The organism is Bartonella sp. AP20NXHL, from assembly GCF_042196165.1.
Lineage (GTDB): Bacteria > Pseudomonadota > Alphaproteobacteria > Rhizobiales > Rhizobiaceae > Bartonella.
Map to the genome: position 1 here is coordinate 41923 of NZ_JBHIPV010000004.1, position 26064 is coordinate 67986.

At 38.0% G+C, this 26064-nt stretch carries 17 protein-coding genes and 1 pseudogene; 13 read left to right on the forward strand and 5 right to left on the reverse strand.

Annotation, left to right across the window (positions count from 1 at the left end):
- Positions 1–1042 precede the first annotated feature (1042 nt).
- The 7 genes from atpH to ACFILL_RS03410 all read left to right on the forward strand — a co-directional run bounded on the left by atpH (position 1043) and on the right by ACFILL_RS03410 (position 8952).
- Positions 1043–1624 carry an ATP synthase F1 subunit delta gene (gene atpH, locus ACFILL_RS03380; RefSeq protein WP_273790514.1) on the forward strand — a complete coding sequence of 194 codons (582 nt, stop codon included), beginning with the start codon at positions 1043–1045 and terminating at the stop codon, positions 1622–1624.
- Positions 1624–3159: a F0F1 ATP synthase subunit alpha gene (atpA, locus tag ACFILL_RS03385; protein WP_273790513.1), complete on the forward strand. Its 1536-nt coding sequence runs from the start codon at positions 1624–1626 to the stop codon at positions 3157–3159. Before atpH ends, atpA begins: the two co-directional genes overlap by 1 nt.
- A gap of 20 nt (positions 3160–3179) precedes the next feature.
- Positions 3180–4091 carry a F0F1 ATP synthase subunit gamma gene (locus ACFILL_RS03390; RefSeq protein ID WP_273790512.1) on the forward strand — a complete coding sequence of 304 codons (912 nt, stop codon included), beginning with the start codon at positions 3180–3182 and terminating at the stop codon, positions 4089–4091.
- 19 nt (positions 4092–4110) lie between these two features.
- Positions 4111–5736, forward strand: coding sequence for a F0F1 ATP synthase subunit beta (gene atpD / locus ACFILL_RS03395; protein WP_375611724.1), 1626 nt, complete (start codon positions 4111–4113; stop codon positions 5734–5736).
- A gap of 108 nt (positions 5737–5844) precedes the next feature.
- Positions 5845–6261, forward strand: a complete 417-nt coding sequence (gene atpC / locus ACFILL_RS03400; protein WP_273790510.1) for an ATP synthase F1 subunit epsilon — start codon at positions 5845–5847, stop codon at positions 6259–6261.
- Positions 6262–6284: 23 nt separating this feature from the next.
- Entirely contained in the window at positions 6285–7913 is a 1629-nt protein-coding gene (locus ACFILL_RS03405) for an MFS transporter (RefSeq protein ID WP_375643247.1), read from the forward strand.
- Between the two features lie 31 nt (positions 7914–7944).
- The gene (locus tag ACFILL_RS03410; RefSeq protein ID WP_375630913.1) at positions 7945–8952 is read left to right on the forward strand and encodes an HlyD family secretion protein; all 1008 of its coding nucleotides are present in this window, start codon (positions 7945–7947) and stop codon (positions 8950–8952) included.
- A gap of 2028 nt (positions 8953–10980) precedes the next feature.
- On the opposite strand, the gene ACFILL_RS03415 is transcribed toward ACFILL_RS03410, so the two are convergent.
- Positions 10981–11265, reverse strand: a complete 285-nt coding sequence (locus tag ACFILL_RS03415; RefSeq protein WP_273790507.1) for a hypothetical protein — start codon at positions 11263–11265, stop codon at positions 10981–10983.
- A gap of 849 nt (positions 11266–12114) precedes the next feature.
- Between ACFILL_RS03415 and ispG the strand changes: the two genes are divergently transcribed.
- From ispG to ACFILL_RS03430, 3 genes are all read left to right on the forward strand, one after another.
- Positions 12115–13356: a flavodoxin-dependent (E)-4-hydroxy-3-methylbut-2-enyl-diphosphate synthase gene (gene ispG, locus ACFILL_RS03420; RefSeq protein WP_273790506.1), complete on the forward strand. Its 1242-nt coding sequence runs from the start codon at positions 12115–12117 to the stop codon at positions 13354–13356.
- Between the two features lie 575 nt (positions 13357–13931).
- On the forward strand, positions 13932–15008 hold the full coding sequence (locus tag ACFILL_RS03425) for an MFS transporter (RefSeq protein WP_375643314.1): 1077 nt from the start codon (positions 13932–13934) through the stop codon (positions 15006–15008).
- Between the two features lie 810 nt (positions 15009–15818).
- Positions 15819–16418, forward strand: coding sequence for a hypothetical protein (locus ACFILL_RS03430; protein ID WP_375643249.1), 600 nt, complete (start codon positions 15819–15821; stop codon positions 16416–16418).
- A 1671-nt stretch (positions 16419–18089) separates the two neighbouring features.
- On the opposite strand, the gene ACFILL_RS03435 is transcribed toward ACFILL_RS03430, so the two are convergent.
- On the reverse strand, positions 18090–18992 hold the full coding sequence (locus tag ACFILL_RS03435) for a polyprenyl synthetase family protein (RefSeq protein ID WP_273790503.1): 903 nt from the start codon (positions 18990–18992) through the stop codon (positions 18090–18092).
- Between the two features lie 425 nt (positions 18993–19417).
- Here ACFILL_RS03435 and rpmF point away from each other — a divergent pair, with 425 nt between their 5' ends.
- From rpmF to ACFILL_RS03450, 3 genes and pseudogenes are all read left to right on the forward strand, one after another.
- The gene (gene rpmF, locus ACFILL_RS03440) at positions 19418–19597 is read left to right on the forward strand and encodes a 50S ribosomal protein L32 (protein WP_005774555.1); all 180 of its coding nucleotides are present in this window, start codon (positions 19418–19420) and stop codon (positions 19595–19597) included.
- Positions 19598–19728: 131 nt separating this feature from the next.
- Positions 19729–19923: a hypothetical protein gene (locus tag ACFILL_RS03445; protein ID WP_375643250.1), complete on the forward strand. Its 195-nt coding sequence runs from the start codon at positions 19729–19731 to the stop codon at positions 19921–19923.
- Between the two features lie 1299 nt (positions 19924–21222).
- Positions 21223–21944: pseudogene (locus tag ACFILL_RS03450) on the forward strand (tyrosine-type recombinase/integrase); the annotation flags it as partial.
- 904 nt (positions 21945–22848) lie between these two features.
- Here the strand turns inward: ACFILL_RS03450 and ACFILL_RS03455 are convergent.
- From ACFILL_RS03455 to ACFILL_RS03465, 3 genes are all read right to left on the reverse strand, one after another.
- Positions 22849–23433 (reverse strand): CarD family transcriptional regulator, encoded by a 585-nt coding sequence (locus ACFILL_RS03455; RefSeq protein ID WP_273790499.1) that lies wholly within the window; start codon positions 23431–23433, stop codon positions 22849–22851.
- A gap of 304 nt (positions 23434–23737) precedes the next feature.
- Positions 23738–24079 carry a ferredoxin FdxA gene (gene fdxA / locus ACFILL_RS03460; protein ID WP_273790498.1) on the reverse strand — a complete coding sequence of 114 codons (342 nt, stop codon included), beginning with the start codon at positions 24077–24079 and terminating at the stop codon, positions 23738–23740.
- Between the two features lie 21 nt (positions 24080–24100).
- The gene (locus tag ACFILL_RS03465; protein ID WP_375643252.1) at positions 24101–25681 is read right to left on the reverse strand and encodes a hypothetical protein; all 1581 of its coding nucleotides are present in this window, start codon (positions 25679–25681) and stop codon (positions 24101–24103) included.
- Between the last annotated feature and the right edge of the window lie 383 nt (positions 25682–26064).

The window sequence follows — 26064 nt, forward strand, 5'->3', positions numbered from 1 at the left end:
ATTATAGCATTCATAGGCGTTGTCGTGAAATGGAGATTATCCATTGTTTCATGCTTTTATTACTTTCGTTCTCTAATGGGGGCACATTTTTCATGTAAAGCAGAACGCCCAAAGCGGAATATTACAGAACATCTATTGTATTACTACATTCATATGCTTGTTTAAGCAAATGTTTCTCAGCATACTCGAATTCATTTTACGATGTTTTTCGAGTGTAGAATATCAAAGCTTTCATGAATGAAAAAACCACGTTAAGGCTCCCCATCTTTATTTCATAAAGGTATAAAATGGCGCCATTTATTATTTAGCTTTGAGTATTACGAAAACTCTTGGTACTTGAGAGCGTTTATAAGAGGTGTTGTTTTCTTTAATCATTTCCTTTTTTGTTTGTGATGAAGCAAGGGAGTGATTTTGATAAAAAAATTTGAAAAGAGAGAATCTTTCGATATTTGAAGCTCATCCGGTATGAAAAATGATATATTATCATTATAAATCAATGTTTTGTATATTAAAAGAGTGTGCTTACAAGAAAATATTACTTGGTAAAATTTTTTAAAAGGAGTGGGTGTTTGAAGAAAAAAGATCAATTTTTTCTTTAATTTTTAGGAGGATATTCATTGTTTTTTCTTTCTTATCAGTTTGAAATAATAGACTTTTTCAGTCGCCGTCGTCTTTCGTTAAAGGTTTTGTAGTGATAAAGGGAATGTTTTGTTATGGTGACAAGAGCGTTTGGTGACAAGAGCGTTTGAAGAAAAATCAAAGAGAGTGAAAAAATCGCTCAGAGAATGTCAAAAAGAGGCATAAAAAAACTGTGATGCCATCCTGTATATCTAAAAAAATGCTTTTCAAAAATATTTTGAATATTTTATTAAAATTTTTGAAAAGCAGCGATTTGTGGTGTTGCGAGTCGGCTATGTCTATGCTAGAAACCAAGTGATTTTTGTTCTAGGTTTTAAGAAGAAGATTCTTAAGATTGAGAATGTCTGTTTCATTTCATCTGATAACTATCAGAGAGTCGCTCAAGGGAAAGAGGCGGTATTTCGTGTCGGATTCATTTTCTCTCATACCGCTGCCGTTGGTAGATCAACGCTATGCGCAAGCGCTTTTTGATTGCGTTCAAGAAGCCGGAAATGTCGAAAAGGTTGAAAAGGCAGTAGAGGATCTTTTGCTTGTTTTGGAGAATAAGGATTTAAAATTCTTTGTGCTCAGTCCATTCTTTTCAGTTAAAGAGCAAATTAAGGTGATGCAATCTGTTTGTGCAAACATCAAATTTGCTGATAAAAACGCAGGGCAGGTCATTGGTAATTTTTTACGCGTTATTGTAATAAACCGTAGGCTTAGTGCCGTATTTGGTATTTTACATGCTTTCCAGCGTTGTGTTGCACGCGCTCGTAGGCAGGTTACTGCGCAAATTGTTTCTGCGCGCCCCTTAAGTTCTCAACAAAGACAAGAGTTGTGTGAGGCTTTGGAAGGTGTTGTTGGAGGAAAAGTCTTGCTGCACATCATTGTGGATCCAACAATTCTTGGTGGATTAATCGTTCGTGTGGGGTCGTCTCAAATTGATACGTCTCTTCTCACAAAATTGTCTTCGCTTAAGCTTGCATTGAAAAAAGAGGTCAGCTGATGGATATTAGACCATCTGAAATTTCAAAAATTCTAAAAGAGCAAATCAAAAACTTTGACCAAAAGGCTGAGGTTTCAGAAATTGGTTGGGTTCTCTCTGTGGGAGATGGTATTGCTCGCGTTTATGGTTTGGATAATGTCCAAGCAGGGGAAATGGTCGCCTTTCCAAACGGTGTGCGCGGTATGGCACTCAATTTGGAAGTTGATAATGTTGGTGTGGTCATTTTTGGCTCAGATCGTGATATTCGTGAAGGTGATTGTGTAAAGCGGTTAGGCGCTATCGTCGATGTTCCTGTGGGCCCCGCTTTGCTTGGGCGTGTGGTTGATGCGTTGGGAAACCCTATAGATGGTAAGGGGCCCATTAAAGCAACAGAGCGTCGTCGTGTCGATGTTAAGGCTCCTGGAATTATTCCGCGTCAGTCTGTCCATGAACCGATGTCGACCGGATTGAAAGCGATTGACGCACTCATCCCTATTGGACGGGGGCAGCGTGAATTGGTGATTGGTGATCGCCAAACAGGAAAAACAGCAATTTTGCTCGATACATTTTTAAACCAAAAACCTTTTCATGAAAAAGGGGCTGGACGAGAGCAAGATAAAGTTTATTGTATTTATGTGGCTATCGGTCAAAAACGTTCGACTGTGGCACAATTCGTTAAAGTTTTAGAAGAACGTGGAGCGCTGGAATATTCTATTATTGTTGCAGCGACCGCTTCTGATCCAGCACCATTGCAATTTATTGCACCTCTTGCTGGATGTGCTATGGGTGAGTATTTCCGTGATAATGGGCAACATGCTTTGATCGGTTATGATGACTTGTCAAAACAGGCGGTAGCGTATCGTCAAATGTCTCTTTTATTGCGTCGTCCTCCAGGTCGTGAAGCTTATCCGGGAGATGTTTTCTATCTGCATTCGCGTCTTTTAGAGCGGGCTGCAAAGTTGAATGCGGAAAATGGATCTGGGTCGTTGACAGCTTTGCCAGTTATTGAAACGCAAGCAAATGATGTTTCTGCCTATATTCCTACAAATGTGATTTCGATTACTGATGGGCAAATTTTTCTAGAGACTAATTTGTTTTATCAAGGAATTCGTCCTGCTGTAAATGTTGGTCTTTCTGTATCGCGTGTTGGTTCTGCCGCACAAATTAAGGCGATGAAGCAAGTTGCTGGCTCGATTAAAGGTGAATTGGCGCAATATCGTGAAATGGCAGCTTTTGCGCAGTTTGGCTCTGATTTGGATGCGTCAACCCAGCGTTTGTTAAATCGGGGTGCGCGCTTGACAGAGTTGTTGAAGCAGCCACAATTTTCTCCACTCAAAACAGAAGAACAGGTGGTGGTTATTTTCGCGGGTGTGAATGGCTATCTTGATGCTTTGGCGGTTTCTGATGTTGCTCGGTTTGAGCAGGGACTTTTGGTGCTTTTGCGTAGTGATTATCAAGATCTCTTAAAGGCAATTGCTGAGCAAAAGCAAATAACAGATGAGCTGAAAGATAAGTTGATAACTGTTCTTGATACTTATGCGAAAAATTTCTCGTGATGAATTGATGGAATGCTTGAATGGCTTCACTAAAAGATCTTAGAGACCGTATCGCTTCGGTTAAAGCAACACAAAAGATTACCAAAGCTATGCAAATGGTTGCAGCGGCAAGGTTGCATCGTGCTCAAGAGGCAGCGCAGTCTGCACGCCCTTATGCGAAGAAAATGGCTGATATTTTGACCAGTGTTGCTGCTGATGTAGATGGTGTTGATGCGCCTGCTCTTATGCGTGGTACGGGGCGCGATGATGTGCATCTTTTGGTGGTGTGTACTGCTGAGCGCGGTTTGTGTGGTGCTTTTAATGTGCAAATTGCTCGTCGTGCACGTGAACAGATTAAGGCATTGTTGGCGGCTGATAAAATAGTAAAAATTATCACTGTGGGTAAAAAGGGCGCGGATATTTTATCGCGTGATTACAAAGGCTTGATAATTGACCATATCGATTTGCATGCTGTAAAGCGAATTGGTTTTGCAGAGGCAGTGATGATTAGTCAACGGATTGTTGATTTATTCAATGAAGGCGCTTTCGATGTCTGTACGCTGTTTTATTCTGAATTTGTTTCCGTAATTAATCAGCGTCCAACAGCTTTGGATTTGATTCCAATGGTTGCTCCAAAAGCAGCTGTTGGGGCAATAGATGTTGTGGAGCAAACCGATCATAACACAGGTTCACAATCGATTGTTTATGAATATGAGCCTGATGCTGCGTCTCTTTTAGAGGCCCTTGTACCACGTAATCTTTCGGTGCAAATCTTTCGGGCTTTGCTGGAAAATGTTGCTGGTGAGATGGGCGCCAAGATGACAGCTATGGATAATGCATCGCGCAATGCGGGTGAAATGATTAGTAAATTGACGGTGGCTTATAATCGTCAACGTCAAGCACAGATTACGACAGAATTGATCGAAATTATTGCGGGCGCTGAAGCGCTTTAAATGGAGAAGGTAAGGATTGATGGTAAAAGCAGTAACCTCAAGCAAAGGAACAGAAAAAGGTGAAAAAAAGAAACCAGCTGCTCGTTCTAGCGTGAAAAAAGCCGCTTCGAAATCTCAAGTGGATGTAAAGGCTTCCTCTGTACCTGCGCGTGATGCAGCTAAAGATACACCTGTAAAAAAAGATACATCCGCAAAAAAAGAAGAGCGTGCAAAAGGCGCTGTTGGTGAAATCAAGCAGATTATTGGTGCTGTCGTTGATGTGCAATTTGAAGGTGAATTGCCAAATATTCTCAACGCTTTGGAAACAGAGAATTTAGGTAATCGCTTGGTATTAGAAGTTGCGCAGCATTTGGGTGAAAATACCGTGCGTACGATTGCTATGGATACGACTGATGGTTTGATGCGGGGCCAAAAGGTTGTGGATACAGGCACACAAATTAGCGTTCCTGTAGGAGAAGCAACGTTGGGACGTATTATGAATGTGATTGGGGAGCCGGTGGATAATGTGGGACCAATCGCTTCAACCAAAACACGTTCTATTCACCAAGAGGCACCTGAATATGTTGAGCAATCGACTGTTTCGGAAATTCTCGTCACCGGTATTAAAGTCGTGGATTTGTTAGCCCCTTATTCTAAAGGGGGTAAAATTGGCTTGTTTGGTGGTGCTGGTGTTGGAAAAACCGTTCTCATTATGGAGCTTATAAACAATATTGCAAAAGCACATGGTGGCTATTCTGTATTTGCTGGTGTGGGAGAACGTACACGTGAAGGAAATGATCTTTATTATGAAATGATCGAAAGCCGCGTGAATGTGAATCCAAAAGAGAATAATGGTTCAACGGAAGGGTCAAAGTGTGCCCTTGTTTACGGGCAAATGAATGAACCACCAGGAGCACGTGCGCGTGTGGCTCTTTCAGGATTGACAATTGCAGAAAGTTTCCGTGATGAAGGACAAGATGTTCTCTTCTTTGTGGATAATATTTTCCGTTTCACGCAAGCAGGAGCTGAGGTATCTGCTCTTTTAGGGCGTATTCCTTCTGCTGTTGGGTATCAGCCTACCTTGGCAACGGATATGGGGGCGTTGCAAGAACGTATTACCAGTACAAAAACAGGCTCTATTACTTCCGTTCAGGCAATTTATGTTCCGGCAGATGACTTGACGGATCCGGCGCCTGCAGCGTCTTTTGCTCATTTGGATGCAACAACTGTGCTTTCGCGCTCTATTGCGGAAAAGGGAATTTATCCGGCGGTTGATCCGCTTGACTCTTTTTCACGTATGTTGGATCCATTGATTGTGGGGGAAGAGCATTACACAGTTGCTTGTCAAGTACAAACCATTTTACAACGTTATAGAGCGCTTCAGGATATTATTGCTATTCTTGGAATGGATGAACTTTCTGAAGATGACAAGTTGCTGGTGGGGCGGGCGCGTAAAATTGAACGTTTCCTTTCACAACCTTTCCATGTTGCGGAAGCCTTTACTGGTTCGCCGGGGAAACTCGTTCCTTTAGAAGAGACAATCAAAGGCTTTAAAGGTCTTTGTGCTGGCGATTATGATGATTTGCCAGAAGCTGCTTTTTATATGGTTGGTTCGATTGATGAAGCACTTGAAAAAGGAAAGCGTCTCATGGCAGAGGCTTCTTAGTAAGAAGCTTCTTATTCAAGAAAAAACTGTCATGGGTATTTTTCGTTAAAAAGGACGCATCGTTGAAGAAAACAGAGAGTCCTTATATCGGGTATTGTGGAGATTTTTGTGGAAAACAATAGAGAAGAGCATTTTTTATTTGAGCTTGTATCGCCTGAAAAAATTGTGTTTTCAGAGCAGGTAGTGTCTGTTGTTCTTCCTTCAGCCTCAGGTTATTTGACAGTTATGGCGCATCATGCGCCATTGGTGGCAAGTATTGTGTTGGGTAGTGTTCGTGTTCGCACCTCTTTGGGTGAAAAATTATTTGCTGTATGCGGGGGCGTTGCAAATATTACCTTTTCGGGCTGCTCTTTATTGGTAGAGCACGTTGTGGCTGTAGAGAATCTTTCTTTTGATGCATTAGAACAGCAGATTTTGCAGATTCAAGCGACGTTAGAAGGAGGGACAAGTGATGAGGACAATCATAAAATAGAGTCTTTTTTCCAGCAGTTGTCAGCTGATGGTGCTGTATTGATAGAAGCGTAGCAGAGTATACAGGAAAAGGTGACATGAGCGGAAAAAAGAGTACGGTTGTGTCTGCTAAAAGGAGCGCAAAACCCTTTCCTCGTCCTGGTCGTGTCTTTGCGGGACCTTTGCCAAAGTGCTTTGTTTATATTTTGGCTTCTCTTATTTTGCAATGGGCTTATGGTTTAGGGGCTAATATTGTTCAGTCTAATATTGTCCATCTTACGGGTGATTTTCATGCAACTTTGGCCGAGACGACATGGCTGGTAGCGGCCTATATGGCGCCAAATGTGAGTGTAGCGATTATGTTGATCAAAATCCGCTATCAATTTGGGCTACGCGCTTTTGCTGAATTATCAATTCTTGGCTTTGTTTTGGTTTGCGTGTTGCAGCTCTTTGTTACGGATTTGCGTTCTGCATTGATTATTCGCTTTTTTGCTGGGATTGCTGCTGCTCCTTTGGCTTCGCTTGCGCTGCTTTATATGATGGAGGCTTTTGCTCCAGCAAAGAAGTTTACTATTGGTCTTAGTTTGAATTATATGAATGCGGCTTTAGCGGCACCTTTATCACGTTTGATTTCTCCTGATTTGCTGGAAAATGGTGGTTTTTCCAGTCTTTCCGCTCTGGAAATGGGGTTGGTTCTTATCAGCTTGGTCTGTATCTATACTTTGCCTCTTACTCCTGTTGTGCGTAGTAAGGTTATTCAAAAATTAGATTGGATAAGCTATGGTTTGATTGCTCTTGGTCTTGGATTAAATGCTGTGATCATGTCTGTTGGCATATTGTATTGGTGGTATGAAGCACCATGGATTGGTTGGGGGCTCGCACTTGCTATTTTCTCGTTGGCTATTGCTATTATTATTGAGCTTAATAGAGAAAAACCGTTGATTGATTTACGTTGGATTTTCAGTAAAGAAATGATCCAATCTGTTTTTATTTTATTGATCTTTCATGTTTTTTTATTGGAGCGGTCAAATTTGCCCGTAGGGTTTTTTAATCTTTTTGGTTTGCTCAATCGTGAGATGGCGCCCATGTATCTTGCGGTGACATTAGGGATTCTGTTAGGGGGGGCTGTTTGTGTCTTTTTTTTACGGGCGGGGCGTGAGGATTATTTTTATTTGTTATCTTTAGGTTGTTTGGCGTTGGGAGCTTATTTAGACAGTCATGTAAACTATTTAACGCGTCCGAAAGATATGATGTTGAGCCAAGGGTTGGTGAGTTTTAGTTATGCACTTTTTTTGCCTCCTGCTCTTTTCAAAGGGTTTGTGATCGCTGGTGAGCGAGGACCGCGTTACGTTTTAAGTTTTATTGCTGTTTTTTTGTTAACGCAAGTGACAGGGGGATTGATGGGGTCGGCTTTTTTTGGCAGCCTACAGTTTTATTTTGCCCATAAAAACTTTGAGTCCTTAACACAAAATATTATTATTACTGATCCACTTATTTCTGGTGAGATGAATACTTTATTTTCGCCTTCTTATGGTATTTCTGTTCCCAATGGCTTGAGAAGTGAGCAAGGTACTTCTATGTTGATAGAGAAGTTTAAGTTAACAGCAAATATTTTTGCTTATGATGACGTTTTTCGGCTTTATTTTTATATTTCAATGGTTGTATTCGTTATTTTTCTTGTCACAATGATTGTTAAGTCATGCTCTTTGCGCACATTAGAAAAGTAGAGTAATGTCATAGAAAGAGGGGTGCAAAAAAATGATAAAAAAATTACGGTCAAAAGCTACGATTGTTGCATTCCTATCGGGTATTACGGGTGTTTTGCTGATTTTGTGGGCTTGGAGACTTCCTCCTTTTGTGAGTAACATTCAAATAACCGATAATGCTTCCATTAAGGGCAATGTTACTCTGGTTAGTTCACAGATCTCTGGGGTGATTGCACGGATTTATGTGCAAGATTATCAACGCGTTGAAAAGGGAATGCTGCTCTTTGAGCTCGATGATTCTCTTTTTCGCCAGCAGCTTGCACGGGCACAGGCTGTTCTCGATTCAAAAAATGCAAAACTGGCAAGTATTGAATTACAAGCACAGCTTTTGCAGGGCGAGATTAATACAGCAGAGGTGGAGTTGGCGCGTTCACGAGCATTTTCAAATGTTGTTCCAGATAGTAAAAAGTTAGGTTTTGGTGATGCGGCAAGTTCTGTTTCTCGTCCTCTTTCACAACTCTTGACAGCTCTCGAAACAAAACGCCAATTGCAAAAACAATTGGATCTTGAACGGCAAAGTTTACAGTCAGAAATTTCTGGAGCGAAGGTGAGTGTTGAGTTGGCAAAACTTAATCTCGATCATACAAAGATTTTATCTCCTCGAACAGGCTATATTGGATTAGTTGGAGCGCGGGTAGGGCAATATGTTATGCCGGGGACACAATTGGTCTCTGTTATTTCTGATGATATTTGGATTATTGCTAATTATAAGGAAACGCAACTTTCTCAGATGCGTGTGGGACAACCGGTTGTTTTTTCTGTTGATGCATTGAACAACAAAAAGTTAACAGGGCGTGTGGTTCGTTTTGCACCTGCTACAGGCTCAGAGTTTTCATTGTTAAAAACGGATACGACAATTGGTAATTTTATCAAAATTGCGCAACGTATTTCAGTACGGATTGCTTTAGATCCTGGACAGGAAGGGATTGAAAAACTCATTCCTGGCATGTCCGTGGTTACCTATGTAGATACTTCGCAGCGAGTCGATTCTGGAGGATAAAATTTTGGGTTTTTTCAGTTTAATTTTTGCGTCATTTACTTATAGCAAATGGATATTCACGTTAGAAGATTTCGTTTGGTTTGCTATACTACATCTTTTAAAGCTCTTAAGCTTCTTATTATTCTATTTCATGATGTAAAATAATGTGCCTTAGAATATTAAAGCGCATGCATCTTTACTCACTTCCATTTCTTTTGAAATAACTCAGTAGGGGGGGATGGAGTATTGGAAGCTTTGCCTGTCGTTTCTAGCAACATCATCTTTTGAGGTGTGGAAAGGAGGCTCTTCTTTTTATCTGAGTGTACTCTTTATGTGATATTTGCATGATGTGAGGCAGATCATTGAAAAATCTATCTCTGATAGATGTGTTGTTATTATCAATCTGTATTGTGTGTATAACAATGATGCTAAGTTTGAAAACTGTCGCAATAATCTAGCTAAAAAACGCTTATACATAATATTGTACTTTATGGGGACACACTATAGAGCGTATAAAATGTAGTTACCGGAGCAGATATAGCCGATGAAAGATGTGTAATGGTGTTGTCTATTTGTCTTTGTAAGGGACTAAATCGTTATCTATCTAGGTCAATATGCCTTCGTTTTCTTTTTGTTTTTCAGTTCCAAACATTTTACGAATATTCTCTTGTTATGTTCACTGTAATTCTTAAAGTTTAGCTCGTCCTCTAACTTCACTTTCAGCTCTCCGTTTTTCAGCTTCAGCTTCCCATTTTCATATTCGGCTTTTCGTTTAGCTTCCTCTTCAGCTTTTTTCTGACGTTCTATGGCAAGTTCATGATCAGCTACTCGTACGTTTTCACAATTTTTTTTAGTTTAATGACTATAGAGTGGTTGGGTATAATCTTTGTGTCGTTTTCTAATTTTCTTTGTTGGGTTATTGCCGAGGCTTTCATTTGTAGAACTCGTATTCGTGAATCTGTAGGGCTGCGTAGAGTGTTTGAATGGGCTGAATTTGATCAGTATCTTTAGGACTTTTAAGTTGATCAATAAGCTGTTTTATGGTTTTTTTGTTTTTCACGCGCTTTTTCGTAAATAGCTTGTTCTATGTTGTGTTTTGGCTTTTTGTTCATCAAAAATATCAACTGCGGCTTTTGATTTTGCGTTTTTTAATGGCTCTTTAGTATAAGAATTTTTCTTTCCTCTTTTCAGTATTTTTGCTGCTGCTGATACCTGTCAATTTTTGAAAGTGACTAAAATTAGAGCGATGGAGGCCATGACTCTTTTGCTTTTTGAATGTTCTTTGAAGAGCTGCGGATGTTTTATTTAAGAAACCATGTCGTTTTTTTATTTCATCGAGTGGATTTTTAAAATGTGCAAGCTGTTGTTTTTCTTGTTTAATCTGTTCTATATTTTGGCAAAATGAGTTGGAAAAAAATAGAAGAATTATTGCAAATACGCTCGTGTGAAATTCAAAGGAAAATGCAATGATTGTTGTTGAGAAACATTTCTTTTGTCTAAAGGTATTTTTTATAAAAAATACCTGGTAGTGAGAGGAGTGTGGGTTTTCAATATCAAAATATCCTCCCCTTTCCCCAATTAAAATGACAATCGGGGGCGTATAGAGTAAAAGTGTAAGCTTTTCCAGTATTAATTCTTTATTTTTAGTCTATATACACAATGAAGTTTTGGGAAGGCTGGGAAATTGGGGGAAGTTTTGGATTGAATATTTGAGTTGTTATCTTATTGTCCCGTGAATATCCTCATTTTAGGTGTGGTATCAGGCATCTTTTTGATGCGTTAAGTGTTTGTGTGGGGAGCACATTCGTTGTAGGGCTTGTTTGTTGCCTTTAGAAATGTTTTCCTTTGAGGGGTGGTGATGTGAATCGCATGCGTTGATAGGTTTCCGATAGACAAAAGCTGGATTATAGACTGGCTGGATGGCTGGAAAACTTATCCTTTTGGGAGAGGGCGTAAAGTTAGGAGAAAGACGTAAAGTTTATATTTTGTAAACCATAAAAATGCCCGCTTTGAATCGGGCATTAAAAGGGAAGGTTATTGATTGCGTTATTAATGTTTACGGATTAGCAAGAAGCTTACTAAAACAATTCCTGCTGCTAATGCGAGGGTTTTTTTAGGATTTTCTTTCGCTTTTTTCTTTAATTCTGTAGCATGTTCGTTGAGGTGATAAAGTGCGTGACGGCCTTTTTGTTTCCATGTGTTAAACAGCTCAGAAATGTTTTCAAAGCTATCATTTTGAAAACTCCAATGATTTACGGGGACCAGCTCTCTTTTTAATTGTGCTATACGTTTTTTAATTTTAGCATTTTTTCTATGGGGTGAAAATAGACACATTTATTGACTCCTTCATGTGTTAAATTGTTGCGTGACAGTTGGAATTGTGTTTGGGGTTTTGCTATAACGGCTTGAAAATTGAAAAGTTGCATTGATAATGCCGCGCGTGGGTGAGATGAAAATTAAGAGTTTGAGTTTAATGAGGCATTTTTTAATGTGTCCGAGTTCTTTTCATGATGGTTTTTGTTAAGGATGTAAGGTAAAAATTTTTACAAGATGGTGTAAGATTCATCATAAAGATGGTGGGCGATGTCTTCATTTTTTTGTTTGTTTAAAGTGTTGGGATATCTTTTGGCACTTGAAATAGTTTATAAGGAGTTTTTATCTACATATTCTCTTGTGGCTGTAGGGAGTGGTATTGATTGATTCAATTAAGAAGATTTAAAATGAGGAAATCTTACGATATTTGGGTTTAGCATTCAAATTTGTAAAAAATAGATTATTATAAATCAATATGTTGGATTAATTTGGCGATGTCTTTCATGCATTTTAAAAATGGTGTTTTGTTAGGCGTTATCTGTTGTGTTGTAAAACACTGTTTTGTGATGACGTTGATGTAAGGTATCGGCATGCAACTTAAAAATACAGTATTGTCTCTGTTTGGTTTCAGTTTCTTTTTGAATCAACCAAGTGTAGAAGTATAAACTTGAACAGAAGTAGTAGAACTTATCCGGTGCGTCTATAGAATGAATCCACCTATGAGTTGAATTGCATCAGTGTTAGTAGGTAGAACCTTTTGAGAGCAATCTGTTAAGATTGGTGGGCGGTGTAATTTTCGTCCTTTGAAGCGCGGAGGAAGTCAATGTAAGTAATGATTGATAGCGCAGGTTTTAAAAATTTGAGGACTTGATGAATACGACCTATTTTTTATCTAAACCACTTGAGCGTCGTCGATCTGTTGGTGTTGCTGTTGGTGATGTGATCATTGGGGGGCAGAGCCCGATAGTTGTACAGTCAATGACCAATACAGATACCGCTGATGTTGATGCAACTGTTGCTCAAGTGGCTGCTCTTTGGCAAGCTGGTTCACAATTGGTTCGAATTACTGTTGATCGCGATGAAGCGGCGGCTGCTGTACCAAAAATACGGGAGCGATTGGAGAGGTTAGGATTTTTTGTACCATTGGTTGGGGATTTTCATTATATTGGTCATAAGCTTTTATCTGAGCATCCTGCGTGTGCTGAGGCGCTTGCAAAATATCGCATCAATCCTGGAAATGTTGGTTTTGGCGCAAAAAAAGATCGTCAATTTGCAGAAATTATTGAGATTGCTTGTCGGTATCATAAACCTATTCGCATTGGCGTGAATTGGGGCTCTCTTGATAATGCATTGTTAACACGGCTTATGGATGAAAATGCACAGCAAGAAAATCCTTTATCGGTTGCTGAAGTGATGCGGGAAACTGTTGTGCAGTCTGCTCTGCAATCGGCTCTTTGCGCTGAAGAGATGGGGTTGGGACGTGATAAAATTATTCTTTCTGCTAAAGTGAGTGACGTCCAAGATCTTATTGCTGTTTATACCACCTTAGCGGCGCGTTGTGATTATGCTCTTCATTTGGGATTAACGGAAGCTGGGATGGGAACAAAGGGCGTTGTTGCTTCTTCGGTGGCTTTGGGCATTTTATTACAGCAAGGGATTGGCGATACGATACGAATTTCCTTAACGCCAAAACCTGGTGGTGATCGGACACGAGAAGTAAAGGTGGGGCAAGAACTTTTGCAAGTGATGGGGTTTCGGCAATTTTTGCCTGTTGTTGCGGCTTGTCCTGGTTGTGGGCGCACAACCTCAACGGTCTTTCAACAATTGGCGCAAAAAATTGAAGCAGATTTATACAAAAATATGCCTATTTGGCGTGAAAAATACCCTGGCGTTGAAAGCTTGAAGGTTGCTGTGATGGGATGTATCGTCAATGGACCGGGGGAGTCAAAGCATGCGGATATTGGAATCTCTTTGCCTGGAGTGGGGGAAAGTCCTGCGGCACCTGTTTTCATTGAGGGACAAAAGGTAAAAACTTTGCGGGGTGATCACATTGCTGAAGAATTTGAAGCGCTTTTGAGTGATTATATTCATACACGCTTTGGGCAAGGTTGAGGTAAAAATCGCATAAGGTTGAAGTAAAAATGGTGTGTCATTTTTTAAAAACAAGCTGTCTTCAATGTGAAGAGGGTGCTGTTGTATGCTGCTTTAGCTATGGTCAATACTGTCGTTGGTTGCTTATTATTTTAGGTAAAACCAGATGATATGCCTGTTTTAGAATCAGAAGCTTATGAAGGATATTAATGAGTTTGAGTGTGTTAAGACTATTAAGCAAAACGATATGAATACTTTAATAGATCCGTAAATGTTGTTGCTGGTTTTTTGGCTGCTCTTGAGACAGTAAAATATTTAACGGATTCTTCAAATATCAAATTATAGAAAGAACATTGTTTATTGATTTTTCAGGCATTTTCCCAGCATTTTTTGGGGTATCAAATTGATAGGATTGGAAATCCTTATAGCGATTATAGTCCTATTTGTCGTAAAATGTAAGCTTTTATATTGATATAAAATGATGTATACGGGTGCCTTTTTGGGCGTTATTGGGGGAATGCATGACAAGTATATTAGCGTTTGGCTTTTTATTTAATGGTATAAGGATTTTAACTGGCGCCTTTATTGTCTTTTATATGCTTGAAAAAGGCTTAACGCTTATTGATATAGGTGTCATTAAGTCGTTTCAGGCTTTTATTATGATGGTTACCGATATTCCTCTGGGATATTTTGCTGATCGAAAAAGTTATAAAATATCGATCGTTTTGGCAGCTGCTTTTGCTGCTACATGGCTCTTTCTCATGGGATTTTCTACAAGCTTTTATGGTTTTCTTTTGGCAGAAACTTTTAATGCCTTATCGCTAACATTAATTGCTGGGGCTTATAATGCTTTACTTGTTCAATATGCAAAAGCAAAAGTGACATCCACTAAAAAAGTGCTTGGTTCCAGCTCTCAATATAATTACATCGGCATGTTTATATTCAGTTTAATCGGGGCATATTTTGCTGATTATTCTAGCCAATATATATGGTATATCGCGGCGTTTTTAATGTTGATGACAACACTATTTGGTTTGTTTTTTCTTGATGACTTGAAGGGGGAGAAAAAACCAAATAAAGCGAATTCTCTCATTTGTGAAGCTAAGGAGATGTTATCTATTTTTATTAAAGTTCCTTATATCTCTTCATGCTTTTATTTTTCATTGATCTTTTTCAATATATTCTCGCAGTATTGGCAGTGGATATTTAAAGATCATAATATTAATGTCACTTATTTTGATCTTGGTGTGACATTTTCACTGATATTGTTCTCTCAGCTCTTGGCTAGTTTTCTCTTTACAAAACTAAGTGAAAGAGTGAATTTTATTTTACTGTTGTTTCTTTCAGCTTCACTGATTTTTACCGTTGCTTTCTTTGAACCAAGAAAAGAAATGGCTGTCATTTTAGTCTGTATGATTTTTTATCTCATTAAGTATACATATCTTCGTGTAGAAGTTGTTTTGCATGATAGTATTAGTGATCATTTCAGGGCTACATATGAATCTTTCTTGTCAACCGTTGGGAGATTTAGCTTATTGGTATTTTTTTACATGAGTGCGTATATGGTCAATATATTTGGCTTTTTCTCACTCGTTTATATTTTTGCTATTTATTTATTGATTTACTTGTTGGCGGTATTTTTTTTAGAAGGAACTCTCAAAAAAGTTCAGTGAAAATATTAACTTATTACGATACGTGTTTTATAGGGTTTCATAGTGGGGCAATGCTTTTATTTATTAAGGCACATCGTTGTTTTTGCATGTTGAATGAGAAAGCTGAATAGTGTCAGTTACTCTTATTTAAAATCTATGTATGTTGAAGTAATCAAAGTCATCCGCTTGTCGTTATAAGTGGGCGTGGCATAATAATCGTTAAAAAGGAAATAAAAATGCTGCTCATGAATATTGCGCCAAGAGTTGCTGATAAGATTGGACGCTGATAAAGAAAATGATTGTGCTGGATTATATGCTTATTAAGGAATGGTGATGGAGCAGTTTTCCCCATTTTCATTGGTTACTTGCTGGTAACACTTTATCTCATTAGAGCTAATTTAAACAGTCGGACAATTTATAGCCTGTCCTCATAAGAATTCCCTTATGATCGATTTTGATATTTTGATGATCTATTTTATTGTTGGTATATTTAGCGGATTTTACCATTGCCTCCTTTAAAATATCAATCATCTTGTTGAGATATTTTCTTACATTTTTCATTCTCATTATAGCTCATTTTTGAGTATTTTCTCTTTGGTTGTGGCGTTAGCTTTGTATTTTCTGATGTTAGAAAATACTCTTATCCAGATAATAAACTTATCTATAGAAACTTTGAATGACAGCCCCCTCTTTGAGAGGGAATAAAATCAAGTACAGAAATATTGTTGAGTACAATTTGCTATAAATAAGCCACAAGAAACCAGCACATATTGATATATTTGATAGGAATCTGTTAGGCTGTACAAATTGTAGTTATTAAAAGATAAAGCGGTGAAATCGTTATCCATAACGCATATTGTAACATTTATAACTCTTTTTTTTGTATCCGTGTTGTTGGGATGTACGCGCGTAGATAGTCTAGAGCAGTACAATAACCTTTACGAAGAATATATAAGTGAAAAATACGAGGCTTTTGAACATTTTCAAAAGCAGGAACAAGCAAGAAATTTCGTCTATAGCCGTGGCTATCAGAATATAGCGCCCAAATTTGATATTATATGGCATCGTCACATACTTATTGTTTTATGTGGACGTTTTGTTAATTTATTGCGCGGTGATTATAATGAGGAGATGTCATGGGCAATGTTACCTAATGTCATAAGCAGTTTGCGGAATGACTATAATTGGAGAGAAAGCGATTTTATTTGGGCTTATAATATGTCTATGAATTCTACCGACCCCATGATTGATTATGCGAAAAAATTTCTTAATTCTTCAAGTGGAAATGGTATTAGCCCAACAATACAAATTATTGACCTTGTGTCTAGTATGAGAGCTGGTCATGATGACAATACTAAACAAATAGCGCGTTTTTGCATAGAGCTAAACACGATATATGACATGATGAAACCAAGAAGAATTTACAAATGACATTTAATGGGTAATGGGTAAAATTCTCTCGAAGGATATTAAATGGCTATAATACTCTTGATAATCGCGGCATTTTCTTGGCCATGTTGCATGTTTTTTTATTATGGCTTCAAAAGGTGGACATATTTTCCAGCTTTTACAACAGGTATAGGCTCACTTACAATGATGCTCTTCATTTTAATAAGAAAATTTCACTTGAAGGAGGAAATTTGCACTTGGATTGAAAAAACTACTTATCACAAATTAGATTGCGCTATTATATATAATAATAAGGATTTTCTTTATCTTTCTGTTGCAATGATCATTCTCTGTTTAATCTTATCAATTCTCTTTTTATGCGATGAATTGAATAAACGAGATAAAGAGTGTGACGAATTAAAGTTGTACAGTGATCATGATTATTATTCAATTGAAGTTATTACACACTTTTGTAAATAAAAATGTTTCTGCTTTTGAAGGAGCATGCCGACACAATCATTCACTTTGCTAGCCCCTAATGTTGCGGACAGCCCTTGGCTTTTAAGACGGTTCATAAGAGGCATTTTTTAGTCTTTTCTTTGATGTTTTGCCCCACACGGCTTTTCCCGCTTGTGACGTGCAAGCAAGTGATTTTGATTGATTTAACATACACAGATTTGAAATGAGAGAATCTTATGATATTCAGGGTTCTTATTCAAGTTGAACAACCACGAATTATCATTATAAATCAATGTGTTATATCTTTCTTGCTAAGAAAAGAGAGATCGGTAATAATACTGCTTTGGTTTTTCGTTCTATTGAAATTAGTGGTTTTATTTATCCTGTTATGCCGTAACATACTGTCATTTGAGGGGTGGTGAAGGTAGCCTGTTTGATACATTAAGTATTTTAAGAAGTGCATGGTGAATATTCTTAAGTCTTGTTTATTGCGTCTTTAGTTTAAGTGAATCGCATGCGTGGAAAGCGAGAGAAACCTACTCGGTAGGAAACTAGACTGTTTACAGAGCAGATTAGGTTAAAAGACTTTGTTCTTTGAGGGTGGCATAAAAATCAAAATAGCCATTATGTTCATTTTTTTCTGATATTTTAAATACGAGCTTCAAAAAAATGATGCTTAAACTAAACAACGAGCACTTTTGTAAAAGTGTTTTTAGAGAGCAAGCAATACACGAGTGAATTTACAGAATGTAAGCATATTTGATCTTCTACAACAAGATAGCGTGGAAAGGCATAAAAATTACGATTCTCTACTGAGGGCATTTACTTAGAGCATTGTACTTCTTTTATTGTTTTTTACGGGTTTATAAAATGCCTTGTTTTATACTTATTCTGTTTATTTTTTGCCTTATCGTTAGAAGATTAAAGACATAAAGGAGAAAACGAGTTTTCCTCTTTCGGTCGTTTTTTATTTGGCTTTAAAGCATCTACGGTAATATCTTTTAAAGCATAGTGATTGCGCATTGTTTCACATTTTCTTTCATTCTTTAATGGAAGGCATTTTTCATGCAAAATAGGATACCCAGAATGCATTTGTGTTATAAATTCACGCGGCTTGTTTTAATGAAATTCTTCTCAAGATTTGTCGCACCCATTTCATGATAAGGACTATAATGGAGATTAATGGTAACGTTTCTTTGAAAAGTCTATTATGCATTCAATAAATATGATGGTGTACAATATGGCGGATGAAGTTTAATTTTGGCGTATTGCACTAAAGTGTGCTGCTTGTTGGAGGGGGAGTGCTTTAGCGCCAAAAGGATGTAAGAATGCTTCTGCTTTACTGATGAGTGTATCTCGCTTTTTTTGGGTTTCTTTAATGCCGTAAAGATGAACAAAAGTGGCTTTTTGTGCCGTTTCATCTTTCCCAGCCGTTTTTCCTAGGGTTTGCGTGTTGGCGGTGACATCAAGAAGGTCATCGGTTAATTGAAAGGCTAAACCAAGATAGGTACCAAAATCAGTAAGCTTTTCAGTTAATTCTTTAGATGCATTGCCAATGATGGCACCTGCTTGGCAAGCAAAGCTTATCAGGGCTGCTGTTTTCATGTGTTGTAGAGTGATAATGTCAGTACTTTCTTGCGGTCTTTTTTCAGCTTCAAGGTCCAGCATTTGTCCACCTAACATACCGCCAAGCCCTGCCGATTGTGCAAGAGACGTGATCAGCTTGATTCTAATATCTGTAGATAAAATACTAGCTTTATGAGCAATAATTTCAAAGGCAAATGTTAAGAGGGCATTGCCTGCTAGAATTGCTGTTGCTTCATCAAATGCTACATGGACAGTGGGTTTTCCACGCCGGAGTATATCGTTATCCATAGCGGGAAGATCATCATGAATGAGCGAATAACAATGGATACATTCTAAGGCACATGCAACATCAAGAGAATGTTCTACAGGGACATCAAAAAGTGCAGCACTTTGAATTACAAGAAAAGGACGCAAGCGTTTTCCACCGTTCAGCACACCATAACGCATGGCTTTGATTAAGTTTTTAGGGCGTGAAATTTCACCATTTTGGATTTGATCACTTAACAGGGTATCAAGCCGCTTTTCAACGGTGTCTCTATGTTTTGCAAGAAGGGTGGTAAATTCGTGCATTCTTGCTTCCTTTGTTTTTACAAAAATGAAATTATGAAGTTTAAAGAGAAAGGTTGTCGCTTTTTCTTGTTTTCATAAATTGGCGTCGTTTTTTATTAAAAATCAACTTCTCTTTTTATCCGTATCTCTACTGTATGCGCAAATTCCTTTTTAAACCAAATAAAAATTGAATGAAGGTCTTATAAAAAAGCTTTCATTGGTGTATAAAATTCTCAAATTTTGCAGTGTTTTTGATATTCCTTTGATTATTGTGACACCATTTTTGATAACAAGAAGGTCATTTTTAGTAAGAGGAGGATCATTTTGACATTGCCTCTTCTTTTTTATCAGTGTATAATATCTTAAAATTTTATAGTGTTTTTAAATGAAGCATTGTCATTTTTGACATTGCTTTTTCTGTTTTAATGGATTTGGAGTGTCTTTTTATGGCTGTACCTAAACGAAAAACCTCTCCAGCGAAGAGGGGCATGCGCCGTTCGGCTGATGCTCTGAAGGCGCCGACTTATATCGAAGATAAAAATTCTGGTGAATTACGTCGTCCTCATCACATTGATTTGAAAACGGGAATGTATCGTGGGCGTTCCGTTTTAGTGGTTAAAGACTGAGCGTTTTCTTTCTTTTCCAGTGGTGAACTTCTTTTATTGCATCGATCAATGCATGCTTGGGGCGTGCATTTTCGCTTTAAGATGAGTGTTGAGGTTCCCTTGCATCGTCTTCTATCGATGTGGAACAGGGAATGTATCGTGGACGTTCTGTTTTAGAGGTTAAAACTTTAGCGTTTTCTTTCTTTTCCAGTGGTGAACTTCTTTTATTTCATCGATCAATGCACGCTTGGGGCGTGCATTTTCGCTTTAAGATGAATGTTGAGGTTCTCTTGCATCGTCTTCTATCGATGTGGAACAGGGAATGTATCGTGGGCGTTCCGTTTTAGTGGTTAAAACTTTAGCGTTTTATCTCTTTCAGTGGTAAGTTTCTCTTGATTCATTAGTGAATGCATTGGGTAAGATGCGTTTTTCGCTTTTTCTTGGGAACATATGTGGGATAAAGTTTTGCCGTAGAGAAATGATTCTATTGTGGGAGATGATTTTCTTGTTTTCTTGAGAGGCTATAAAGGGCTACTTGTATCAGTGTCTTTTATGATGACTTCGTTAAGAGCTTGGGTATTGATATAAGTTAGCTCAGTAATAGAATCATTTTGTATCGCACTTAATCTTTATTGATTATAGAGAGAATCCTATTAGACCGTAAAATATCATCGTTTAAGGCAGTTGATCTATGTAAGGCTTTAAGCATATCGGTGTTTTTTATGAGAATATTTAAGGCAATGGTTGTCTATAGGCTTATATTGTGACATGTGATTCTCCTTAAAAAAATAGAGATCGACATCACATTGATTTATAAAGATCATTTGTTGTTTTGCGCCTTGAATGGAAGGTCTATCGTAGGATTTTCTCATTTCAAATTTCTCTCATGTTGAATCAATGACAATCACTTGCTTTTCGGTCACAAGTGGGGATGGTATGTGAGTAAAAACTCTATAAAAAAGGAAAAAATGTCTATAATGAATACTTTCAAATGTAAGAATTGTTGTAACATTGGGATTAAGTGTATGCTGATGCCAGCGTGCTTTCTTATGAGCAGAAAAGAGACAACCGTTACAAGACAGAAGGTGTACACATTCAATGATCTTTAGTGCTTTTAATTGATAAAGGTACATGAGACTTTTCTATGAATATCACGCTGTCTTTTCATATTTTTGAACTAAGAATTGTCCATATATTTTTCTTATTTTTGTGAATATAAGGGATTTGTTGCGAACAGCTTGTAAAAATAAGTAAACTTAAAACCAAATGTGTTGTGTATGGGGATGAGCAAAGTATTTTATCAAAGCCGGTACGACTCTCCAGTTCATAGCTGGTTTATGAGTGATTTTATGGTGGTGCTTACCTAAGTTTATGATTTTTTTTGTTATCTGTTCATTACTAGACAACACATTGATTTATATATATAATTCACTGTTTTCATATTGAATTAGAACCCCGAATAACGTAAGATTCACTCATTTCAAATCTCTCTATCTAGAATCAATCAAAACCACTTGCTTGCACGTCACAAGCGGGATGAGTGTGTGGATAAAATTTGTATAAGAAAGGACTCTTATGAATTGTCTTAAGAGCCAAGGGCTGTAGCACAACACCCACGAGCTGACAAATATAACGATGGTGCCGGCTTGCTTCTTCACAAACGTAAGAGATGGGGGTGGTCAATGGATTTACCGTTATACCTTTCCGGGGGCTGCGAAATGGGCTTGGGTGCCTTGAGAGATGTTTCTTTAAAACAAACCCCGTGAATTGGCAACTGGGTGGCGGGCTGTTTTACGTGAGGGGCGTGATCCCATTAAAGAACGTGAGAAACAAAAGCGTGAGGCAATGCGCAATCTCCATTATTTAAAAAATATTGCTTTAGATGCTTTTGAAAGCCGTAAAGCTGAATTAAAAAATGATGGTGAGGCTTGTGATTGGTCTTTACACTTACGCCTTTATATTCTCCCTAAATTAGGCTGTCTGCCCGTTTCAGAGATTACGCAAACTGAGATACGCAATACGCTTTCTCCCATTTGGCATGCAAAAGCTGGAACAGCTCAGACAGCACTGAAGCGTCTTAATCTTTGTCTTAAACATGCGGTTGCATTAGGGTTTGGATGTTGATTTACAAGCAACGATAAAAGCACGCGCGCTCTTAGGGAAACAACGTCATAAAACGCAAAATAAACCAGCTATGGATTGGAAAGATGTCCCTGCCTTTTATCAGTTACTCTGTAAAACACAAAACATAACACAACTGGCTTTGCGTTTGCTTATCCTGACAGGCGTTCATACTAATCCTTTGCGTCATATTCGTGAAGATCAGATTGAAGATGATATCTGGACAATTCCTGCTGAGAATATCCAATCTTTAGCGGTTTGTTTGAAACAGAGATTGAGACTTTTAAGAGTTCTATGAATCATTCTAGATTTTATGTGTCCGATTGGAGTAAGAATATTGCGTATATCTCGTAATCTCTGAAATGAGAATATAACCTCATTTGGGAAAAATATAAAATTGAAAGGGCAATGCTAACGTTCATTTTTATTGCTATTTTTTAAGTGAGCTTTACTGCTTTCAAAAGTATTTGGAATGCTTTTTACAGAATGGAGATGATGGTTTTAGTTCATGTTTTTTTTATCGCGTTCTTTAATGGGGGAATGCTTCTCATGCAAAATAGAGCGCCCACGACAAAATATGCTTATGTTGTACCGTCACGCGTTTTTTAAAAGGAATATTTTTCAATATTTGTGGCATCCATTTTATGACGGCGTTTTTGAATGTTATAATGGTTTTGTAGAAGGGTAAATGGTAAAGTCTCGGTGTAGTGTATAAACGGCACTATGATCTTTACGCTTCATGAAAAAGCAAGCCTGCTGCCTTACACATTTTGCCAGATTCCAATGTTGGTATATCCTTTGGTGCTTGAGACAGTGTCTTGCTCTTTTTGTACAGTTTTTACCCACAGATCAGCCTCGCTTATGATTGACAAGCAAGTGATTTGATTAATTCAACATGAGAGCAATTTGAAATGAGTAATCTTACCATATTCAAGATTCTAATTTAATATGAATAATGCTAGATTATGATGATTAATCAGTTTGTTATCTATGAAGAAAGAAAATGAGGAGGAATTTGTCGAAAAGTTAGATTGTTTATAGATTGGCGCTGGTTAAGAAACTTTGTCCTTAAGGGCAGAGAGGATGTTAAAAAATAAAACCAGCTTTTCGCTGGTTTTATCGAAATATCATCATTATGATGAGAGAGTGTATTATGCAGCGTAGACAGCTTTACTGTTTTCATCTGTTTCTTCTCTCTCAGTTTTAAACTCGCGTTCCGGCTTGTTGGAGAGATGCATCTCTATGAGATTGATAGCTTCTGTTTCAGAAAGACTATTAATAACCGCAATTTCGCGGGCCATTCTTTCAAGAGCAGCTGTATAAAGTTGGCGCTCAGAGTAAGATTGTTCAGGTTGTAGATTAGAGCGGAAAAGATCACGGACCACTTCGGCGATACAAATAAGATCTCCTGAGTTGATTTTGGCATCATATTCTTGTGCACGACGTGACCACATGGTCCGTTTAACACGTGCTTTTCCACGTAAAACTTTTAAGGCACGTTCGACAGAGTCACTCGCAGATAATTTACGCATTCCAACGGAAAGGGCTTTTGCAATGGGGACTTTGACATCCATCTTATCTTTCGCGAAATGAATGACAAAAAGTTTCAATTTATGTCCTGCAACTTCTTGATCTTCAATCGCTATAATTTGTCCTACTCCATGTGTAGGGTAGACGATATATTCAGAGGTTGCAAATTCTTTGGTCTTGGAAGACGTTCCATGTTGGGATGCCATATTTTAGTTTACTCCCTTATGATCAACAAATGTATCGGAAAACAGGTTATAAACCTGAGGGTTGAGTTTTCTTTAACCAAGTATATTGTACCAATTAAGTGAGCATAAAAGCCGAGTACTTTTAAATCCAAAAAAAATACATTGCTTTACTGTAAAAAGCAAAGAAAAATACTTAGAAAGATGATCATGTTAAAATAACACTAACATCAAACTTTAAAAGAATCAATCATTTCGCTTAAGGATTTTTTTATTTTTACAAGAGAAGTCTTTCAGTCGTTGAAGGAGGAGGGTGTACACTGTATCATTACTCTTCGCCACTTCCTGGATTTTCTGAAAAATACTTTTCTAATTTATTTGGAACGCCATCCATTTCTTTTGCTTGAGAAAGGGGATCTTTTCGGGTGGTTAGATTAGGCCATTTGTTTGCATAATGAAGATTAAGTTCTAACCACTTTTCTAATCCTGGTTCTGTATCAGGTAAAATCGCTTCTGCTGGGCATTCTGGCACACAAACACCACAATCGATGCATTCATCGGGGTGAATAACAAGCATATTTTCCCCTTCATAAAAACAATCAACAGGGCAGACTTCAACGCAATCCGTATATTTGCAGTGAATGCAGTTGTCGGTTACTACGTGGGTCAAGATCAAACTCCATTTGTTACTTTAATTCTCTTTAGAGGAAAGTGGGTGCGTGTTTTTATGATTGGTGAGTTGATCGCGTAGTACAGCTAGTTTCGCAAAAGGTGAATCAGGATTAAGGCGCTTTTCTTTGTGAAAAGGCTTATGATTTGCATGTTTTCCTTGGGATTTGTGGAACTTATGAGAGCGTTTTGCTTGTGATAGTGCTTCTTGAGGGGAATTTTCATTTGTGTGTTCCGCTTTTTTTACAGCGTTCTTCGATTTATTTTGCCACTTATTTCCTAATTTATCATGTTTTTTTTGTGCGTGGTGGTGAAATTGATGCTTATAATGCCATAATAAAATAACTTTACCTTCTTCTGTAGAGCGAGGGGATTTGGCAAAATTCCCAACAGGTTCAGCTGCTGGTAAACGATTGGTTTTATGGAGATGTTTTTCAATACCAGAGGATAAAGTGTTTGGGTATGAGGTATTTTTTTCTTCTCGTGTTGTTTCTAAATCGCTTATTGTTTGCCATTGACTTCCAACGCATTCTGCTGCAGGAACATCTTGCATTGTCCTATTGACAGGGGAAGAGGCTTGGTGTGCAAAGAGATTTTGTTCAAAAACAGTATTGCTTATGCTGTACGATTGATAACCAAGTCCTTTGAGGATTTCTTCCATATCATTTCCATTGGCCCCAAGAATGGACATCATGGCTGGTGTAACAAAAAAACTTTTGCCATCATAGGCTCCATCGGGTCTGGGATCACTTCCTTGTTTCCAATGAAGTGCGGGGCGGATGAGATTGGCAAGACGTTCTAAAATATCAATCCGTACAGCACGTTGTCCTAAGATTCGGTAGCCGGCTAATTGATAAAATTGGCGGTTATAGGTAGGGTCAACAATCAAAGAGGTTCGACCAGCAGATAATGCTGAAAAAATTTCACCCAAACCAGTTTGATCTTGTCCCGCATTTTGAAGATTCCACAGGAGAGTAATGGCTTGAACCGGAGCAGGTTTAAGCATTCCGGCAACATAGATGTGAAAAGCGCCAAAACGCACGCCTAGACGCCGAAGCACGGCACGTGATTCTTGCGCAAGTTTTTTGACAATGTCTAAAACTTCGCGGCGTGGTAAAATCCCTAAAGAGTTAAAAAGTTGTAAAGCAAGACTGTTTGTTGAATCCGTTAAATTATCAGCATTGCGCAAATCAAACAGGGGTTTTAAAGTCGTTTCAAAATGAAAGGTGACAAAGCGTTCTAATCGCTTCACAACGTTATTGCGGGATTCTCCCGTGAGTTGTTCATCTGCTAAAACAATCAGTTTTGGTTTGAAAAAATCTTCTGTTGCTACAAGTTGTCCTACGGGTTGACCAATCCAGCGCACAATTCCATCAGAACTGAGGGTAAAATCTCCATTTGCACAAGCACAAAAACGTGTCGCGCGTTTGGAAAAAGCAAGAATCAAATTCTCATTCTCTGTTGAAATTTGCTTCTCAGCTATTTGATCGGTACTGTTTTTGTTGGCATAAAAACGAAAACCTTCAAATTTACCCCTTCCGTGTTTTTCAATGAGAATATCATCTTGAAGAATCTCATTCTGTTGAACAATCTTGCTATCCATGATCATTTTCTTTCTCAGTGTGACACTGGTCAAAAGCTTTTTGCGACAATTTCATAATGGTGCTCTTTCTTTAACACGTTTGTTGCGTTTGCTTCAATCACTCTTGTCATTTTTTGCTGTTTCTTTGCGCCTTTAAAACTTGAATGATTCTTTTTTTATTCAGTTTTCATTCAGTTTAGATGCTTTATATTTGCAAATTACACTTATTAGTTGTATTGTAAAGCTGAAAGCATGAATAAATTCTTCAATTTAAAAGGAAACGGAATTGGTTATCAAAAAACAGCATTTGTTTTGCGTGATCACTTTATTTTTTTTGCTGTTTTGTCATGAAAAGTGGAGAGAAAGTTTTTTCAAATATTTCATAGGCTAAAAGGCATGTTGTA

What these genes read in the sequence shown, in the direction of transcription:
- ACFILL_RS03415 (WP_273790507.1), bottom strand. Translation starts at nt 11,265, where the DNA reads ATGTGTCTATTTTCACCCCATAGAAAAAATGCTAAAATTAAAAAACGT.
- ACFILL_RS03465 (WP_375643252.1), bottom strand. Translation starts at nt 25,681, where the DNA reads ATGGATAGCAAGATTGTTCAACAGAATGAGATTCTTCAAGATGATATT.
- ACFILL_RS03445 (WP_375643250.1), top strand. Translation starts at nt 19,729, where the DNA reads ATGTATCGTGGACGTTCTGTTTTAGAGGTTAAAACTTTAGCGTTTTCT.
- ACFILL_RS03455 (WP_273790499.1), bottom strand. Translation starts at nt 23,433, where the DNA reads ATGGCATCCCAACATGGAACGTCTTCCAAGACCAAAGAATTTGCAACC.
- ACFILL_RS03435 (WP_273790503.1), bottom strand. Translation starts at nt 18,992, where the DNA reads ATGCACGAATTTACCACCCTTCTTGCAAAACATAGAGACACCGTTGAA.
- atpD (WP_375611724.1), top strand. Translation starts at nt 4,111, where the DNA reads ATGGTAAAAGCAGTAACCTCAAGCAAAGGAACAGAAAAAGGTGAAAAA.
- ispG (WP_273790506.1), top strand. Translation starts at nt 12,115, where the DNA reads ATGAATACGACCTATTTTTTATCTAAACCACTTGAGCGTCGTCGATCT.
- ACFILL_RS03410 (WP_375630913.1), top strand. Translation starts at nt 7,945, where the DNA reads ATGATAAAAAAATTACGGTCAAAAGCTACGATTGTTGCATTCCTATCG.
- ACFILL_RS03390 (WP_273790512.1), top strand. Translation starts at nt 3,180, where the DNA reads ATGGCTTCACTAAAAGATCTTAGAGACCGTATCGCTTCGGTTAAAGCA.
- rpmF (WP_005774555.1), top strand. Translation starts at nt 19,418, where the DNA reads ATGGCTGTACCTAAACGAAAAACCTCTCCAGCGAAGAGGGGCATGCGC.
- ACFILL_RS03425 (WP_375643314.1), top strand. Translation starts at nt 13,932, where the DNA reads ATGCTTGAAAAAGGCTTAACGCTTATTGATATAGGTGTCATTAAGTCG.
- ACFILL_RS03405 (WP_375643247.1), top strand. Translation starts at nt 6,285, where the DNA reads ATGAGCGGAAAAAAGAGTACGGTTGTGTCTGCTAAAAGGAGCGCAAAA.
- atpA (WP_273790513.1), top strand. Translation starts at nt 1,624, where the DNA reads ATGGATATTAGACCATCTGAAATTTCAAAAATTCTAAAAGAGCAAATC.